General features: G+C 71.0%; 16 protein-coding genes. 5 read left to right on the forward strand and 11 right to left on the reverse strand.

Annotation, left to right across the window (positions count from 1 at the left end):
• The first annotated feature begins 55 nt into the window (after nt 1–55).
• A complete protein-coding gene (locus ACZ607_RS01780; protein ID WP_014156425.1) occupies nt 56–487 on the forward strand; it encodes an Lrp/AsnC family transcriptional regulator in 432 nt (143 codons plus the stop codon).
• On the opposite strand, the gene ACZ607_RS01785 is transcribed toward ACZ607_RS01780, so the two are convergent.
• The 3 genes from ACZ607_RS01785 to ACZ607_RS01795 form a co-directional block, all read right to left on the reverse strand.
• Entirely contained in the window at nt 465–1,970 is a 1,506-nt protein-coding gene (locus tag ACZ607_RS01785; RefSeq protein ID WP_469730702.1) for a sensor histidine kinase, read from the reverse strand. The two genes, ACZ607_RS01780 and ACZ607_RS01785, sit on opposite strands and share 23 nt — an antisense overlap.
• Nucleotides 1,971–1,988: 18 nt before the next feature.
• Nucleotides 1,989–3,026, reverse strand: coding sequence for a rod shape-determining protein (locus ACZ607_RS01790; protein WP_469730704.1), 1,038 nt, complete (start codon nt 3,024–3,026; stop codon nt 1,989–1,991).
• 132 nt (nt 3,027–3,158) lie between these two features.
• Nucleotides 3,159–3,731, reverse strand: a complete 573-nt coding sequence (locus ACZ607_RS01795; protein ID WP_469730705.1) for a hypothetical protein — start codon at nt 3,729–3,731, stop codon at nt 3,159–3,161.
• A 123-nt stretch (nt 3,732–3,854) separates the two neighbouring features.
• On the opposite strand from ACZ607_RS01795, the gene ACZ607_RS01800 reads away from it, so the two are divergent.
• Nucleotides 3,855–4,559: an SCO2400 family protein gene (locus ACZ607_RS01800; RefSeq protein ID WP_469730706.1), complete on the forward strand. Its 705-nt coding sequence runs from the start codon at nt 3,855–3,857 to the stop codon at nt 4,557–4,559.
• A gap of 28 nt (nt 4,560–4,587) precedes the next feature.
• On the opposite strand, the gene ACZ607_RS01805 is transcribed toward ACZ607_RS01800, so the two are convergent.
• Nucleotides 4,588–5,022, reverse strand: coding sequence for a MarR family winged helix-turn-helix transcriptional regulator (locus ACZ607_RS01805; protein WP_147985186.1), 435 nt, complete (start codon nt 5,020–5,022; stop codon nt 4,588–4,590).
• Between the two features lie 113 nt (nt 5,023–5,135).
• Here ACZ607_RS01805 and ACZ607_RS01810 point away from each other — a divergent pair, with 113 nt between their 5' ends.
• On the forward strand, nt 5,136–6,155 hold the full coding sequence (locus ACZ607_RS01810) for an NADP-dependent oxidoreductase (protein ID WP_469730707.1): 1,020 nt from the start codon (nt 5,136–5,138) through the stop codon (nt 6,153–6,155).
• 74 nt (nt 6,156–6,229) lie between these two features.
• Here the strand turns inward: ACZ607_RS01810 and ACZ607_RS01815 are convergent, their stop codons facing one another.
• Nucleotides 6,230–6,700 (reverse strand): MSMEG_6728 family protein, encoded by a 471-nt coding sequence (locus ACZ607_RS01815; protein WP_469730708.1) that lies wholly within the window; start codon nt 6,698–6,700, stop codon nt 6,230–6,232.
• A 116-nt stretch (nt 6,701–6,816) separates the two neighbouring features.
• Here ACZ607_RS01815 and ACZ607_RS01820 point away from each other — a divergent pair, with 116 nt between their 5' ends.
• Complete coding sequence (locus tag ACZ607_RS01820; protein ID WP_469730709.1) at nt 6,817–7,245, forward strand: organic hydroperoxide resistance protein; 429 nt, start codon at nt 6,817–6,819, stop codon at nt 7,243–7,245.
• A gap of 175 nt (nt 7,246–7,420) precedes the next feature.
• A complete protein-coding gene (gene arfA / locus ACZ607_RS01825) occupies nt 7,421–8,938 on the forward strand; it encodes an arabinosylfuranosidase ArfA (RefSeq protein ID WP_469730710.1) in 1,518 nt (505 codons plus the stop codon).
• A gap of 62 nt (nt 8,939–9,000) precedes the next feature.
• On the opposite strand, the gene mmsB is transcribed toward arfA, so the two are convergent.
• The 6 genes from mmsB to ACZ607_RS01855 all read right to left on the reverse strand — a co-directional run bounded on the left by mmsB (nt 9,001) and on the right by ACZ607_RS01855 (nt 16,334).
• Nucleotides 9,001–10,245 carry a multiple monosaccharide ABC transporter permease gene (mmsB, locus tag ACZ607_RS01830; RefSeq protein WP_469730711.1) on the reverse strand — a complete coding sequence of 415 codons (1,245 nt, stop codon included), beginning with the start codon at nt 10,243–10,245 and terminating at the stop codon, nt 9,001–9,003.
• On the reverse strand, nt 10,242–11,792 hold the full coding sequence (mmsA, locus tag ACZ607_RS01835) for a multiple monosaccharide ABC transporter ATP-binding protein (protein ID WP_469730712.1): 1,551 nt from the start codon (nt 11,790–11,792) through the stop codon (nt 10,242–10,244). Before mmsA ends, mmsB begins: the two co-directional genes overlap by 4 nt.
• A 32-nt stretch (nt 11,793–11,824) precedes the next feature.
• Nucleotides 11,825–12,934 (reverse strand): multiple monosaccharide ABC transporter substrate-binding protein, encoded by a 1,110-nt coding sequence (chvE, locus tag ACZ607_RS01840; protein WP_469730714.1) that lies wholly within the window; start codon nt 12,932–12,934, stop codon nt 11,825–11,827.
• A gap of 119 nt (nt 12,935–13,053) precedes the next feature.
• A complete protein-coding gene (locus tag ACZ607_RS01845) occupies nt 13,054–14,037 on the reverse strand; it encodes a hypothetical protein (protein WP_469730716.1) in 984 nt (327 codons plus the stop codon).
• A 126-nt stretch (nt 14,038–14,163) separates the two neighbouring features.
• Nucleotides 14,164–15,183, reverse strand: coding sequence for a zinc-dependent alcohol dehydrogenase (locus ACZ607_RS01850; RefSeq protein ID WP_469730718.1), 1,020 nt, complete (start codon nt 15,181–15,183; stop codon nt 14,164–14,166).
• Nucleotides 15,180–16,334 (reverse strand): mandelate racemase/muconate lactonizing enzyme family protein, encoded by a 1,155-nt coding sequence (locus ACZ607_RS01855; protein ID WP_469730719.1) that lies wholly within the window; start codon nt 16,332–16,334, stop codon nt 15,180–15,182. The genes ACZ607_RS01850 and ACZ607_RS01855 overlap by 4 nt, the downstream gene beginning before the upstream one ends.
• Nucleotides 16,335–16,354: the final 20 nt, after the last annotated feature.

Here is a 16,354-nt window from a genome sequence, read left to right on the forward strand (position 1 = left end):
CCGAGCTGGGTCTCCCGGCCGCCGTTTCCGGCCCATGACTGCGACAATCGCCCGTATGGACAGGCTGGACAGAGAGATCCTCGGAATCCTCCAGGAGGACGCCCGGATCTCGTACCGCGATCTGGGTGTACGCGTGGGACTCAGCGCCAACGCGGCGGGCGACCGGGTGCGCCGCATGCGCCGTGACGGGGTGATCCGGGGCTTCACGGTCATCGTGGACCCGGCCGCCGACACCCGCTCGGGCCTCGTCGTCTTCATCGATGTGTCGCTGCGCCTCGACACGACGAACGAGGAGTTCGAACGCTCCGTGCTGACCCTGCCCGGCATCACCGAGGTGGTGCACGTGACGGGCGGCCACGACTACCTCGTACGCGCCACGGCGGCCGACCCCGGCTCCCTGGACACCCTGCTGCGGCGGCTGAAGAAGGACGCCGGCGTGGCCCACTCCAACACCCGGATCGCCCTCAGAGCGGCGCCTGCCAGATGACCGTCGGCGACCGGCCGCCGTCCTCGGTGTGCCCGTCGTCCGCGACCGCCAGCCGCACCGCAGGACGCCCGTCCGGCAGCCGCGCCGTCGCGTCCACCTCCACCTCGACGGCCGACACACCCGCCCGCCGGTGCGTCGCGGCCAGCGCGCCGCGCAGCACGTCGAGCAGCTCCCCGTCCACCGGCTCCCCGACCAGGGCGTCCACCGCACCGGTGAACTGCACCGACGGCTGGAAACCGAGCACCGCCGCCGCGCCGCCCGTCTCGCGCAGGACCCGGCCGCGGAAGGTCGTGGGGGCCTCGGCGGGCGGCTGCTGGAGCGCGAAGATCGCGGTCCTGACCTCCTGGATGGTGGAATCCAGCTCGTCGACCGCCTGCGCGAGCAACTCGGCGGTGGTGGTGTCGCCCGCCAGATCCTTGCGGCGCGTCGACTCCAGCATCATCTCGGTCGCGAACAGCCGCTGTACGACGAGGTCGTGCAGGTCGCGGGCGATGCGGTCACGGTCCTCGTAGACGGCCAGCTGCTCCCGGTAGTGCTGCGCGTCGGCCATCACGAGGGCCAGCGCCGCCTGGGAGGCGAACTGCGAGGCGAGCCGCCGGTCCGTCGCCGTGTACGGGGCCTCGCCGCGTCTGCGGGGAAGGGCGAGCGTGCCGATGAGCCGCCCGCCGCTCTGCAACGGAAGCATCATGCTGGGGCCGAACCGGGAGCGTACGGGGGTCGTCATCCGGTCGTCCGTGGCCGAGTCGTCGATGAAGACCTCCTCGCCTCCCAGCAGCTGGACGAGGACGGGGGAGCCCGGGGCGATGGCCGTACCGACGAGGCCGGCCGGATCGTCCAGGGTGGAGGCGGCGACGATCTCCATCCCGCCGTCCGGGGTCGGCTGGAGGATCACCCCGGCCGCCGCACCGGCCAGCACCCTGGCCCGCTCGGCGACGGTCATCAGGGCGTCCGTCGTGCCCGCCCCGGTCAGCAGCGCCCGGGTGACGGCCGCCGCCCCCTCGATCCAGTGCTCCCGCTGCCGCGCCGCGTCGTACAGATGGGCGCCGCTGATCGCCGCGGCGGCCTGGGAGGCGAGCAGCCGCAGCAGCGCCGACTCGGTGTCCGTGAAGCGCCCCGGCTCCCCGGCGGTGAGGCAGAGGCTGCCGAGCACCTCGGTGTGCACCCGGACGGGCACGCCGAGGAAGGAGCGCATCGGGAGGAGCGGAGCCGGCAGGGCGCGGGGGTGCGGGCCCGCGGTCAGATCGTCGGTGCGCACGGACTGCGCGTCGTCCACCAGGGTCCCGAGGACTCCCGTGCGGCCGTCGAGGAGCGGGCTCGCGGCACCGCGTTCCTCGTCGGACATCCCGGTGGTGAACAGATCGGTGACACGGCGGTCCTCCCCGTGCAGGAGGGCCAGGGCGCCGTAGCGCGCCCCGGCCAGCGCCGTCGCGGTGTCCACGATGTGCTGGAGGGTGGTCCGCAGGTCGAGATCCGTCCCCGACACCGGTGGTCCCGCCGGCTCTCAGCCGGCGAGCGGGGCGAGGACCAGCGGCTGGACGGTGCCGTCCAGCATCGCGCCGAGCCCCAGCACGGAGCAGACGTCGGGCCGCTCCGCGATGTTCACCGGTACGCCCGTGGCGTCGCGCAGCATCTGGTCGAGCCCCGGCAGCAGCGCGCTGCCGCCGACCATCATGATCCCGGACTCCGCGATGTCGGCCACCAGGTCGGGCGGGCAGTCGCGCAGCACCTTGCCCAGTCCGTCGAGCACGGCGGTCAGCGGGGTGTGGATCGCCTGGCGTACGGCGGCGGTGTCGACCTGCACGGAACGGGCCAGGCCGGTGGCCACGTCACGGCCGTGGATCTCCGTCACCGCCGGCCCGTTGAGCGTCAGACCGTTGCCCCGGAGCGCCAGTTGCAGGGGGCGGACCGACTGGCTGGGCAGCATCAGCTGGTGGTGCTGGCGCAGGTGCTGGATGACCGCGTGGTCGATGGCCTCGCCGCCGATCGGGATGCGTACGGCCGTCACGATCGAGCCGAGCGAGAGCACGGCGATCTGGGTGGTGGCCGCCCCGCAGACCATGATCATGGTGGCGGTCGGCTGCTCGACCGGCAGCCCGCAGCCGATGGCGGCGGCGACCAGGGTGTCGACCAGCTCCACCCGGCGCGCGCCGAGCCCCACGAGGGTCTCGACGGTCGCCCGCTGGGCCAGCGGATCGGCCTCGTGCGGGGTGCAGGCGGCGGCCCGCAGCCGCGGCTTGCGGCGCAGCTGGCGGCGGAGCTTCTCGCCGAGCAGATGGCGCAGCATGCGCTGGGCCATGTCGATGTCGACGACGGTCCCGCCGGAGACCGGGCGGGCCACCCGGATGTACGCGGGCGTACGGCCCGTCATCTGCTCGGCGAGCGCGCCGACGGCGATGAGCGAGCCGGTGCGCGTGTTCACGGCGGCGACACTGGGCTCGTCGACGACGAGTCCCACTCCCTTGATGTACACACGGGTCCTCGCGGCCCCGAGATCGACGGCGACATGGCAACGGCGCAACTGTTCGAGACTGACGGTCACGGCAGGTTCTCCCGGGAGCGCTGGCGGGGGGCACCGGCGGCAGCCGGCTCTCCTGGCATCGTCACGCCGTGGCGGGGGCGGCGCGCGCTGGGTGAGCCGTAGGGGGGAACCGAGCTGACGGCGCGACAGATCTCAGGCGCCGCCGGGCAGCAGCCGCTGGAACAGCCCCCAGGTGAACTCGGCGACGCGGGGCCGGTTGCCCGCGGGGTCGGTGAAGGCCAGGGCCCAGCGGGTCGGCGCGCTGCCCTCCATGGGGCGCGCCGGGGCGAAGGCCCTGGCCACCTCGTCGACGGTGCAGGACCACGGGCGCAGGTCGGCGGCCGTACGGAGCTCGGGGCCCGCCGCGCCCGGGGCCCGGACCAGCCATTCGTTCCACACGGCCCCGCCGGGCCCCGCCATCACCTCGAACCGCAGGTCCGGCCAGAGCGGCAGCGGCCACAGCAGCGCGTCGCACTCCAGGTCGCCGACCGTGCGGCGTACGGACGACTCGGGTTCGCCCAGCACCGAGCGGTAGCGGCGCAGCGCGCCCCGGCCGCGCGGGGCGCGCAGCATCGCCTGCCAGCGGCGGTTCGCCTCCCGCATGTCGGCGAGGGAGGCGCTCAGTTCATGACGGGCGTCCTCGACGAGGTCCGGCTGGTGGTCGGCCATCCGGCGCAGCAGGACGAGCTGGAACTGGAGGGGCCCGAACGGGGCGGGAGCGGTCATGGAGCCCATCCTGTCGCGTACCGCACGTATCGGGCGGCGTACCCCGGAGTTCTCGATTCCACACAGGATCCTCACCTGTGCGGCTTCCTGTGTTGTTCCGTGCACGTCTAGTCTGCGGGCGCCATGGATTATTGCCACCCGTGCCAACGGCACCTCAACGGGGCGCTGGCGTGCGCCGGTTGCGGGACCCCCGCCGACGCGCTGGTCCCCTATGCCGTCACGGGCGCCTCCGGCCGTACGGCGGAGCCCGCCGCCGAGACCCTGGAGGCATCCGGGTCGTCCGGACACCGCCGCCGAGGCCGGGGCGACGCCCGCAGGCGGGGCCGCCGCACGCACCGCAGGCGTGGCCGCGCGCTGCTGCTGACGGCGGCGGGCGTGGTGCTGGCGCTGGGGGCGCTCAGCCTGGCCGAGCTGGCCATGGAGCCGGGCGGCGACAGCGGGGCCGCGGAGTACGTGAGCGAGGCCACGTCCTCCGCCACCGAGCCCCTGCCGTCCGCGTCGTCGCGTACGGAGGACGACGGCCCCGGCCCGGTGGAGGAGCCCACCGTCGTACCGGTCACCGACTCCCACTCCGCGACCGCGACGGACGGCCCCGCCGGCGCCACGGCGCCGGGGGCCCTCCCGTCGCCCTCCGGCCCGGCGGACGCCGAGCCGTCCGCGTCGGCGTCCTCGTCCGCGCCCGCGGACCCGGACGGCACCGACGATCCGGCCGAGCCCACGGGCTCCGGGGAGCCGACCGAGGACCCGGGCTCCCCGGAGCCCTCCGAGGAGCCCACCCCCAGCCCGTCGCCGACCGAGACGTGCCACTGGATCATCTTCTGCTTCTGACGTCGCAGAGGTCCTGGTCGCAGAGGTTCTAGGCGTCGTCCTCGCCGAGCATGCGCCGCAGCAGATCGCGCAGCACCGTCCGCTCCGCCTCCGACAGCTCGGCGAGGGGCTCCCGGGCGAAGTCCAGGGCGTCCCGGAGCTGCCGGGCCGTGCGGAGGCCCTCCTCCGTCGGGGCGGCGAGCTTCACGCGCCGGTCGGCCGGGTCCGGGCGGCGTTCCACCAGGCCGCGGAGCTCCAGCCGGTCGACTATTCCGGTGATGTTGGACGGTTCGCACTTCAGTTTCCGGGCGACCTTGCGCATGGGCATCGGCTCCAGGGAGAGCAGCCCGAGCACCCTGGCCTGGGCGCCGGTCAGCGCGTGCGTGGCCGCGGCGCGGTCGTACTCCTCGTGGTAGCGCGCCACGACGCCGCCGATGAGCTGGATGACGTCGAGGGTGAGCGGATCGGTGCGCGAGGTGGCCATGACACCCAGGGTAGCGAATTACTTGACAAGGTGAAATATCTGGCCGCATGGTTGTTTCATGTACTGAAGCTTTCCGGCTTCCCGCCCGCACGACTCCGAGGAGAACCCGAGCCATGTCCGCACTTCCCACGTCCAGCCGCGAATGGCACCTCGTCGCCCGCCCCCACGGCTGGCCCGAGGCCTCGGATTTCGCGCTGCGCGAGGCGCCGGTGACCGCGCCCGGTGAGGGCCGCGTCCTCGTCCGCAACCTGCACTTCTCCGTCGACCCGTACATGCGCGGCCGGATGAACGACGTGAAGTCGTACACCCCGCCCTTCAAGCTCGACCACCCCATGGACGGCGGCGCGGTCGGCGAGGTCGTCGCGTCGAACGCCGAGGGCTTCGCCGTCGGTGACCACGTCCTGCACGGCCTCGGCTGGCGCGAGTACGCCGACGTCCCCGCCAAGCACGCGGTGAAGGTCGACGGCTCCATCGCTCCGCTCTCCGCCTATCTCGGTGTGCTCGGCATGCCCGGGCTCACCGCCTACGCCGGCCTGTTCGACGTCGCCTCCTTCAAGGAGGGTGACGCCGTCTTCGTCTCCGGCGCGGCCGGTGCGGTCGGCAGCCAGGTCGGCCAGATGGCGAAGATCAAGGGTGCCTCCCGCGTCATCGGCTCGGCCGGCTCCGACGAGAAGGTCAAGCTCCTCACCGAGGAGTACGGCTTCGACGCCGCCTTCAACTACAAGAACGGCCCCGTCCGCGACCAGCTCGCCGAGGCCGCCCCCGACGGGATCGACGTCTACTTCGACAACGTCGGCGGTGAGCACCTGGAGGCCGCGATCTCCTCGTTCAACGTCCACGGCCGCGCCACCATCTGCGGGATGATCGCCCAGTACAACGCCACGGAGCCCACCCCGGGCCCGCGCAACCTGGCGCTCGTCATCGGCAAGCGGCTGCGCCTCCAGGGCATGCTGGTCGGCGACCACTCCGCGCTCCAGCCGCAGTTCGTCCAGGACGTGGCCGGCTGGCTGGCCTCCGGTGAGCTCAAGTACCGCGAGACCAAGGTCGAGGGCATCGAGAACGGCTACGACGCCTTCGTCGGCCTCCTGCGCGGCGAGAACACCGGCAAGATGATCGTCTCGCTCGACGCCTGAGGCGGTCCAGGTCCGACGGATCGGCGGATCGGCGGCGGGCCCGTGATCACGGGCCCGCCGCCCCGCGCTCCCCGTCACCGCCCTGCGCGGTCCGAGGAGGGCCACACGTACGGGAGGTCCGCCGGCACGCCGGGGAACAGCGGTCCGTAGTACGCCGGATCCTTGCGTACGAGCGCCGAGCGATGGCTCACGTGGAACGCCTCGTCGCCCAGCCACGGGGGCAGTTCGGATGCCGCCGCCAGCTCCGCGGACGAGCGGACGGTGGTGCGCCGGAGCGAGGCGGCGAGATCCTCGCGCAGGGTCGCGGCACAGGTGTCGGACCTGCCCTCGGCGGTCCACGCGGCGCACACGTCCAGGCCGTAGCGCACGAGCGCCTCCTCGTACCCCGCCCACATGCGGACGGCCGGGTGGTGCCGCCAGCCGTAGCCGGGGACGGTGAGCCCGCGCAGCACCTGGATCGTCTCGACCCGCTGTTTGCCCAGCCGTCGGGGGTCCAGGGTGAGGGCACTCCGGGAGAAATCGGCGTACGGCAGGAAAGTCTGCATGAACCATGCCTACCGCGCCCGTGCCTCCGTGCCCCCGGCCGTCACCCGCTAGGCTCGGCGCAGGCCGTCGCGGTCGTGGGCGCGAGTCGCGGCGCACCAGCAGGAGGATCACCCGTATGACCATCCAGAGCATCGACGTCGCCTACACCGCCGTCGCCACCGCCGAGAACGGCCGGGACGGCCGCGTCTCCACCGACGACGGCAAGCTCGACGTCGTCGTCAACCCGCCGAAGGAGATGGGCGGAAGCGGCGCGGGCACCAACCCCGAGCAGCTCTTCGCCGCCGGCTACAGCGCGTGCTTCCAGGGCGCGCTCGGCGTGGTCGCCCGTCAGGAGAAGGCCGACATCTCCGGTTCGACGGTGACCGCCTCCGTCTCCATCGGCAAGACCGAGGCGGGCGGCTTCGGCCTGGAGGTCGCGATCAGCGCCTCCATCCCGAACGTCGACACGGCCACCGCGCAGGCGCTCATCGAGAAGGCGCACCAGGTGTGCCCGTACTCGAACGCCACCCGGGGCAACATCAAGGTCGAGCTGTCCGCCAACTGACCTGATCGCGTACGTCCGAGGGCCGCATCCCGTCACCGGGGTGCGGCCCTCGGTCGTGTGTCACCGCCCGTCCCCGTAAAAGCGCGCAGGGGCATTGACGGCCACGGAGGTGGAACTCTACGGTCCCGTTCGAGGTTACGAGCAGCATTCGAAATATCGAACGAGTAAGGAAGTCATGACCCGAACCGCGCGCTTCACCCTCGACCCGGCCTTCACCGTCGGCGATGTGGATCCCCGGCTCTACGGCTCCTTCGTCGAGCACCTCGGCCGCTGTGTCTACGACGGCATATTCGAGCCGGGCCACCCCTCCGCGGACGAGGCCGGACTGCGTACCGACGTCCTGGACCTCGTCCGCGAACTCGGTGTCACCGTCATCCGCTACCCCGGCGGCAACTTCGTCTCCGGCTACCGCTGGGAGGACAGCGTCGGCCCCGTCGACGAGCGGCCGCGCCGGCTCGACCTCGCCTGGCGCTCCACCGAGACGAATCGTTTCGGCCTCTCCGAGTACATCGGCTTCCTCAGGAAGATCGGCCCGCAGGCCGAACCGATGCTCGCGGTCAACCTCGGCACGCGTGGCGTCCAGGAGGCCATCCAGCTCCAGGAGTACGCCAACCACCCGTCCGGCACCGAACTCTCCGACCTGCGCGCCGCGCACGGCGACAAGGACCCCTTCGGCATCCGGCTGTGGTGCCTGGGCAACGAGATGGACGGCCCCTGGCAGACCGGACACAAGACCGCCGAGGAGTACGGAAGGCTCGCGGCCGAGACGGCGCGTGCGATGCGCCAGATCGACCCCGGGGTCCAGCTCGTCGCCTGCGGGTCCTCAAGCCGCGCCATGCCCACCTTCGCGGCGTGGGAGGCGACGGTCCTCGCCGAGACCTACGACCTCGTCGACCACGTCTCGCTGCACGCCTACTACGAGGAGACCGACGGCGACCGCGACTCCTTCCTCGCCTCCGCCGTGGACATGGAGTCCTTCATCGAGAGCGTCGTCGCGACCTGCGACCACGTGGGGGCACGCCTGAAGTCCACGAAGAGGATCAACCTCTCCTTCGACGAGTGGAACGTCTGGTACCAGCGGCGCTTCCAGCAGGAGTCCGAGGAGAACCCCCTCGACTGGCCCGAGGCGCCGAGGCTCCTGGAGGACAATTACAGCGTCACCGACGCCGTCGTCTTCGGCAGCCTGCTCATCGCGCTGCTGCGGCACGCGGACCGGGTCACCGTCGCCTGCCTCGCCCAGCTGGTCAACGTGATCGCGCCGATCATGACCGAGCCCGGCGGGCCGGCCTGGCGGCAGACCACCTTCTTCCCCTTCGCCCAGGCCGCGCGGTACGGGCGGGGCCAGGTCCTGGACGTACGGGTGGACTCGCCGACGTACGGGACGGCGAAGTATGGCGAGGCGGACCTGCTGCACGCCACCGCCGTACGGGACCCGGAGACGGGCGCCGTGACCGTGTTCGCCGTCAACCGCAGCCAGGACACCGCGCTGCCGCTCGAAGTCGCCCTGGCGGGACTGGACCTGGCGCGGGTCGCCGAGCACCAGGTCGTCGCGGACGCCGACCCGGAGGCCCGTAACACCCTCGACGAGCCCGAGCGGGTCCTCCCGCACGCCGCCGAGGGCACCGAGCTGGCGGCCGGCACGCTGAAGGCCGTCCTGGAGCCGCTGTCCTGGAACATGATCCGGCTGGTGTGAGAACGGCGGACGGCGCCCTCCCCGGCCGGGGAGGGCGCCGTCCGTTCCGTTCCGGTGAGCTGTTACGAACCGACCTTGCGCTTGTTCCAGACGTCGAAGCCGACCGCGGCCAGCAGCACCGCGCCCTTGATGACCTGCTGCCAGTCGGTGCCGATTCCGACGAGGTTCATGCCGTTGTTCAGCACGCCGAGGACCAGACCACCGATGATCGCGCCGAGGACCGTGCCGACGCCGCCGCTCATCGACGCGCCGCCGATGAACGAGGCCGCGATGGCCTCCAGTTCGAAGTTGAGACCGGCCTTGGGCGAGGCCGCGTTGAAGCGGGCGGCGAAGACCAGACCGGCCAGGGCGGCGAGCATGCCCATGTTGAGGAAGACCAGGAAGGTGACCTTCTTGTCCTTCACGCCCGACAGCTTCGCCGCGGGCAGGTTGCCGCCGATCGCGTAGATGTGGCGGCCGATGATCGCGTTGCGCATCAGGTAGCCGAACCCGACGACCAGCACACCGAGGATGAGCAGCACGACCGGGGCGCCCTTGTAGCTGGCGAGCAGCAGCGTGACGGTGAGGACGGCGGCGACCAGGGCGACCAGCTTCAGCAGGAAGAGCTTGACCGGCGGCACGTCGAGCGCGAACTCCTGCTGCCGCTTGCGGTCACGGACCTCCTGGAACACCACGAAGGCGATCAGCGCGAAGCCCAGCAGCAGGGTCAGGTTGTGGTAGTTGGTGTTCGGGCCGACCTCGGGCAGGAAGCCGTTGGCTATCTTCTGCAGGTCCTTCGGGAAGGGGCCGAGGGTCTGCCCCTTCAGGAAGATCTCCGTCAGACCGCGGAAGAGCAGCATGCCCGCGAGGGTCACGATGAACGACGGGATGCCGAGGTAGGCGATGAAGAAGCCCTGCACCGAGCCGGCCACGGCGCCGATGGCCAGGCAGAGCACCACCGCGAGCGGCCACGCCATGTCGTGCTCGACCATCAGCACGGCGGACATCGCGCCGATGAACGCGGTCAGCGAGCCGACCGAGAGGTCGATGTGGCCCGCGATGATGACGAGCATCATGCCGATCGCCAGGATCAGGATGTAGCTGTTCTGCAGCACCAGGTTGGAGACGTTGCGCGGCAGCAGCAGGTCGCCGCCCGACCACACCGCGAACAGCACCACGATCAGGCCGAGCGCCATCAGCATGCCGTACTGGCGCATGTTGCGGCGCATGCCGCCGAGCATCAGCTGCAACAGGCCCTCGCCGGAGGCGGATCCACCCCCGCCGGACGGCGCGGGGGCCGGGGTCTTCGCGGTCACGTCCGTGCTCATCGGGTTACCTCTTTGTCCTTCGTCATCTGACGCATCAGCGCTTCCTGCGTGGCCTCGTCCCGCGAGAACTCACCCGTCAGCCGTCCCGCCGCCATCGTGTAGATGCGGTCGCACATGCCGAGCAGCTCCGGCAGTTCGGAGGAAATGAAGACGACCGCCTTGCCCTGGGCGGCCAGCTGGTCGATGACCGTGTAGATCTCGTACTTGGCGCCCACGTCGATCCCGCGCGTGGGCTCGTCCAGGATCAGCACCTCGGGACCCGCGAAGATCCACTTGCTGAGGACGACCTTCTGCTGGTTGCCGCCGGACAGCTTGCCCACCGGCTCGAAGACGGTCGGCGCCTTGATGTTCATGGACTTCCGGAAGCCCTCGGCGACCTGCCGCTCCCCGTGCTCGTCGACCACGCCCCGCTTGGCGACCTTGCCCAGCGCGGTCAGCGAGATGTTCCGGTTGATGGTGTCGATGAGGTTGAGGCCGTAGTGCTTGCGGTCCTCGGTGGCGTACGCGATGCCGTGCGCGACCGCCTCGGGGACGGTCTTCGTACGGATCTCGGTGCCGTCCCTGAGGACGGTGCCGCCCGCGTGGCGGCCGTAGGACCGGCCGAAGACGCTCATCGCCAGCTCGGTGCGGCCGGCGCCCATCAGCCCGGCGATCCCGACGATCTCGCCGCGCCGCACCTCGATCGAGACGTCGTCGACGACCTTGCGCTGCTGGTCGATGGGGTGGTGCACCGTCCAGTTGCGGATCTCCAGGGCGGGCGCGGTGCCCTCCTCCGGGTGGTGCGGGGTCCGCTCCGGGAAGCGGTTCTCCAGGTCGCGGCCGACCATTCCGCTGATGATCCGGTCCTCGGTCGTCTCCGCAGCCTTCACGTCGAGCGTCTCGATGGAGTGCCCGTCGCGGATGATCGTGACCGAGTCGGCGACCCGGCGGATCTCGTTGAGCTTGTGCGAGATGATGATCGAGGTGATGCCCTGTTCCTTCAGCGAGAGGATCAGGTCGAGGAGCTTGCCGCTGTCCTCGTCGTTGAGCGCCGCCGTCGGCTCGTCGAGGATGAGCAGCTTCACCTTCTTCGACAGCGCCTTGGCGATCTCCACCAGCTGCTGCTTGCCCACGCCGATGTCGGCGACGCGGGTCTCCGGATGCTCGTCGAGCCCGACGCGGCGCAGCAGTTCACCGGCGTGCCTGAGGGTGTCGTTCCAGTTGATCATTCCGCGCTTGGCGTGCTCGTTGCCGAGGAAGATGTTCTCCGCGATGGAGAGGTACGGCACCAGCGCCAGCTCCTGGTGGATGATCACGATGCCGTGCTGTTCGCTCGCCCGGATGTCCTTGAACCGGCAGGTCTCGCCTTCGAAGAGGACGTCCCCTTCGTAGGTGCCGTGCGGATGGACGCCGGAGAGCACCTTCATCAGGGTCGACTTGCCGGCGCCGTTCTCACCGCAGATGGCGTGGACCTCGCCCTGCCGGACCGTCAGTGTGACGTCCGAGAGCGCTTTGACACCGGGAAAGGTCTTGACGATCGAGCGCATTTCCAGGACGGGTCCCGCCATGGTCTTGCCTTCCAATCCTTGAGGGGGCCCGGTTACTTGAGGTCGTTCTCGGTGTAGTAGCCGTCGTCCACGAGCGCCTTCTTGTAGTTGGTCTTGTCGACGCTGACCGGCTGGAGCAGGTAGGCGGGGACGACCTTGGCGCCGTTGTCGTAGGTCTTGGAGTCGTTGACCTCGGGCTTCTTGTCGTTCAGGGAGGCGTCGACCATGTTCGAGGCGACCTTGGCCAGCTTGCGCAGGTCCTTGTAGACGGTCTGGGTCTGCTCGCCCGCGATGATCGACTTCACGGACGCGAGCTCGGCGTCCTGGCCCGTGACGACCGGCATCGGCTTGGCCTTGGTGCCGTAGCCGTCCGACTTCAGGGCGGAGAGGATGCCGATGGAGATGCCGTCGTACGGCGAGAGCACGGCGTCGACCCGGGCGCTGCGGTAGCTGGACGTCAGCAGGTCGTCCATGCGCTTCTGCGCGGTGCCGCCGTCCCAGCGCAGGGTGGTGACCTGGTTGAGGGCGGTCTGCTTGGACCTGACGACCAGCTGGCCCTTGTCCACGTACGGCTTGAGGGCGTTCATCGCGCCCTGGAAGAAGTACTTGGTGTTGTTGTCGTCGTTGGAGCCGGCGAACAGCTCGATGTTGAAGGGGCCCTTCTTGCCGTCCTCCAGCCCGAGCTTGTCCACGATGTACGAGCCCTGGAGCTCGCCGACCTTCTCGTTGTCGAACGAGGCGTAGTAGTCGACGTTCTCCGTGCCGAGGATCAGCCGGTCGTAGGAGATCACCGGGATGTCGGCGTCCTTGGCCTGCTGGAGCACGTTGTTGAGGGACTTGTTGTCGATCGCTGCGACGATCAGGGCGTCCACGCCCTGGGTGATCATGTTCTCGATCTGCGAGACCTGCTGGTCCGGGTCGTCCTCGCCGTAGACCAGCTTCGTCTTGTAGCCCTTGGCCTTGAGCTCCTTGACGACGTTGGCGCCGTCGGCGATCCAGCGCTCGGAGGACTTGGTCGGCATGGCGACGCCGATGGTGGCGCCTTCGGAGCCACCCTTCTTCTCCTCGCTGCCGCCTTCGCTGTTCTGGCCGCAGGCGGTCAGGGCGAGGGCGAGGGAAGCGGCGGAGGCTACGGCGGCAAGTGCGGCTCTGCGGTTGCGCATGGTCATCATCCTTGATGTGTGTCATGGCTCGGTCCGGTGGGGCCGGAACGCGGAAGCAGATCAGGTGTGTGGGATTGTGCGCGGCTGTGTCTTCTTTTGTGGGAAATGTTTCCGGAACGTTATGACGAGATTCCGAAGCGGTTGAGCGGGCCCGGCAGTCGGCTGCCGAGGGCGGCCATGCCGCCCTCCGCCCCGTGCCGTGCGAGCAGGTCCAGGGCGAGCCGGCCGCGCCGCACCCGCTCCTTGGCGGTGGCCAGCGCCAGCTCCCGCAGGTGCCGGCCGTACGGATAGATGCCGGGTGCCTTGGAGAGGCCGAACTTCAGGTACAGCGGCGCCCCCCGGCGGATCAGTTCGGCGACCTCGTACATCCGCACATAGCCGCCCAGGTCGTCCGGCGCCTCGATGTAGAGGTCCATCGGGGCCCGCGAGACCCGGCGGATCTCGGTGAACTGAGCAAGCGTCAGGTCGGACGGGACGTTGATCGAGTCGGCGCCCAACTGCTCGAACACGGCGTACGAGGCCGGGTTCACGGGCCCGATGAGCGCCGACACCTTGAAGGTGGTGTCGGCGGGCAGCGCCCCCTGCTCACGCAGCCGGTGCAGGGTCCACAGCACGCCCTCGTCGGCCACGAGCAGGCACTTCACGCCCAGTCCCGTGGCGCGCAGGGCGTCCTCCACGCAGCCGGCCAGCGCGTCGTGGCCACGGGAGCGCAGCCCGGCACCGCCGGAGTCCGTACGGACGGACGCACCGGTGTCCCAGGTGCCGCGCGGGCCCGTGAACAGGCAGAGCTCGACGCCCCGTTCGGCGCAGCCGTCCACCATCTCGGTGATCTCCGCGTCGGTCAGCATCCAGATGCCGCTGCCCTGGCTGATGCGGTGGACCGGCACGTCGAGCCTGGCGGACTCCTCCAGGACGACACCGAGGGCCTCCGGGCCCTCCACGGACGGCACCTCGGTGCGCCAGCTCCCGCCGTCGGGGAAGGCGTGCGGGGAGGCGTCGGCCGGGGAAAGGGGTGCCGGGCCGAGGCCGAGCGCGGTGAGCGCGGCGTCACCGGGACGGCGGGCACCGGCGGTACCGGGGGAAGAGGCAGGGGCGTCGGTCACGACTGGTCCTTCACGTTCGGTATTTCGGACGAAGTTCGGTTCTTGCGGAGCGCGGATCTCCGGGAGTACGCCGGCGCGGAGGCGGTCAGGGCGCCGCGTGCCGGCGTACGGATCAGGGCGGGCCCGTCACGGCCGCAGCAGCACCTTCCCGGTCCCCGGGTCCCCGGAGCCCACCAGCGCCACCGCGTCGGCGAACCGCTCCAGCGGGAACTCGTGGGTGATCAGCGGCGCCGGGTCGAGCAGCCCGGCCGTGAACGCCCGCACCGCGTACGACCAGGCCGCCGAGGACGCCCCGAAGACGCTGCGCACGGTGAGCTGGCTCAGCGACAGGTGCACCGGGTCGATGCCCACCGCGCCGGGGGTGAACATCCCGGTGAGCACCACCCGCCCGCCCCGGCGCGCCAGCAGGCACGCGTCGGCCGCGGTGGACGGCGCTCCGGCGGTCTCCACGACCAGGTCGTAGCGGCCCCGCACCTCCTCGGCCTCCTTGGGCACCCTGGCCTCGCTCGCCCCGAAGTCCAGGGCCTGGGCGGCCCGTTGCTCCCTCGGGTCGATCACGGTGAGCTCCGCGGGCGACACCGCCGCCAGCAGCTGGACCGCCAGCAGGCCGAGCGTGCCCGCCCCCAGGACGGCGATCCGCTCACCCGGCTCGGGCGCCCCGGCCCGTACCGCCGCCGCGACGACCGCGGCCGGCTCCAGCAGGGCGGCGGCACGCAGGTCGGCGTCGTCGGCCAGCGGGTGCAGCAGCCGCGCCGGGACCACCACATGGTCGGCGAACGCGCCGGGCCGGGTGAACCCCGTCTCGTCGTACCCCGCCGTGCACAGGGAGGTCTCCCCGCAGCGGCACCGCTCGCACCGCCCGCACGCCCGGAAGCCCTCGGCGACCGTACGCCGTCCGGTCAGCGCCGGGTCGACGCCCGCGCCGACCGCGTCGACGGTCCCGGACCACTCGTGTCCCGGCACCACGGGGTAGCGCACATAGGCCGGGTCCCGGTGGCCGTCGTACACCTCGCGGTCGCTCATGCAGATCCCGGCGGCGGCGACCCGCACCCGGACCTCGCCGGGGCCCGGCTCCGGGAGCGGCCCCTCGGCCAGCGTGTGGCTGCCTGGCCGCTCGACGGTCAACGAGCGCGAGAGCGCCGTCACTTGGGCTGCCTCTTCTCCCAGCCGTCCGCCCACAGGTCGAAGCGCGCCTGCTGCTGCGGGAATTCGGCCGCCGCGTCCACGTCCAGCTCCACGCCGAGCCCGGGCGCGTCGGAGAGCTCGAAGCAGCCGGTGGCCGGGTCGACCGCCGGTGCACCCTTGACGACCTTCTTGATGTCCGCGTCCGCGAAGTCGTTGAAGTGCTCCAGGATCTTGAAGTTGGGGGTGCAGCCGGCGACCTGGAGGCTGGCCGCCGTCAGCACCGAACCGCCCACGTTGTGCGGGGCGATCAGGGTGTAGTGGGTCTCGGCGGTCGCCGCGAGCTTGCGGGTCTCCAGGATGCCGCCGATGTGGCCGACGTCGGGCTGGATGATGTCGACGGCCTGCGACTCGAAGAGCTCACGGAACTCGATGCGGTCGTGGATGCGTTCACCGGTCGCGATCGGCAGGTCGACCTTCTCCGCGACCTTCGACAGCGCCTTGAGGTTCTCCGGCGGCACCGGCTCCTCCAGCCAGGCCGGCTTGAACGGCGCCATCTCGCGGGCGATCCGCACCGCCGTGGACGGGCTGAACCGCCCGTGCATCTCCAGCATCAGCTCGGTGTCGGGCCCGATGGCGTCCCGCACGGCCTCGATGAGGGAGACGGCGTAACGGGTCTCCTCGTGGCCGAGCTCGAAGTGGCCCGTGCCGAAGGGGTCGATCTTCAGGGCCCGGTAGCCGCGCCCGACGACTCCCTGGGCCGCCTTGTGGTACGCCTCCGGGGTGCGCTCGGTGGTGTACCAGCCGTTGGCGTACGCCTTGACCCGGTCGGTGACCTTCCCGCCCAGCAGCTGCCAGACGGGGACGCCGAGCGCCTTGCCCTTGATGTCCCAGCAGGCCATCTCGATGACCGCGATGCCGGACATCACGATCTCCCCGGCGCGCCCGTAGTCGCCGTACTTCATCCGCTTGACGAGGTCCTCGACCGCGAACGGGTCGGACCCGGTGATGTGGTTGACCGACGCCTCGCGCAGATAGCCGAGCAGCGCGTCCGTCCGGCCCAGCATGCGGGTCTCGCCGACCCCGGTGAGGCCCTCGTCCGTGTGGACCTGGACATAGGTGAGGTTGCGCCACGGCGTGCCGACGACATGCGTGCTGATTCCGGTGATGCGCACGGGTGTTGCCTCTCCACGTG

The organism is Streptomyces sp. NPDC104381, from assembly GCF_055583745.1.

What these genes read in the sequence shown, in the direction of transcription:
- ACZ607_RS01815 (WP_469730708.1), bottom strand. Translation starts at nt 6,700, where the DNA reads ATGCAGACTTTCCTGCCGTACGCCGATTTCTCCCGGAGTGCCCTCACC.
- ACZ607_RS01795 (WP_469730705.1), bottom strand. Translation starts at nt 3,731, where the DNA reads ATGACCGCTCCCGCCCCGTTCGGGCCCCTCCAGTTCCAGCTCGTCCTG.
- ACZ607_RS01805 (WP_147985186.1), bottom strand. Translation starts at nt 5,022, where the DNA reads ATGGCCACCTCGCGCACCGATCCGCTCACCCTCGACGTCATCCAGCTC.
- mmsB (WP_469730711.1), bottom strand. Translation starts at nt 10,245, where the DNA reads ATGAGCACGGACGTGACCGCGAAGACCCCGGCCCCCGCGCCGTCCGGC.
- mmsA (WP_469730712.1), bottom strand. Translation starts at nt 11,792, where the DNA reads ATGGCGGGACCCGTCCTGGAAATGCGCTCGATCGTCAAGACCTTTCCC.
- chvE (WP_469730714.1), bottom strand. Translation starts at nt 12,934, where the DNA reads ATGCGCAACCGCAGAGCCGCACTTGCCGCCGTAGCCTCCGCCGCTTCC.
- ACZ607_RS01810 (WP_469730707.1), top strand. Translation starts at nt 5,136, where the DNA reads ATGTCCGCACTTCCCACGTCCAGCCGCGAATGGCACCTCGTCGCCCGC.
- ACZ607_RS01800 (WP_469730706.1), top strand. Translation starts at nt 3,855, where the DNA reads ATGGATTATTGCCACCCGTGCCAACGGCACCTCAACGGGGCGCTGGCG.
- arfA (WP_469730710.1), top strand. Translation starts at nt 7,421, where the DNA reads ATGACCCGAACCGCGCGCTTCACCCTCGACCCGGCCTTCACCGTCGGC.
- ACZ607_RS01780 (WP_014156425.1), top strand. Translation starts at nt 56, where the DNA reads ATGGACAGGCTGGACAGAGAGATCCTCGGAATCCTCCAGGAGGACGCC.
- ACZ607_RS01820 (WP_469730709.1), top strand. Translation starts at nt 6,817, where the DNA reads ATGACCATCCAGAGCATCGACGTCGCCTACACCGCCGTCGCCACCGCC.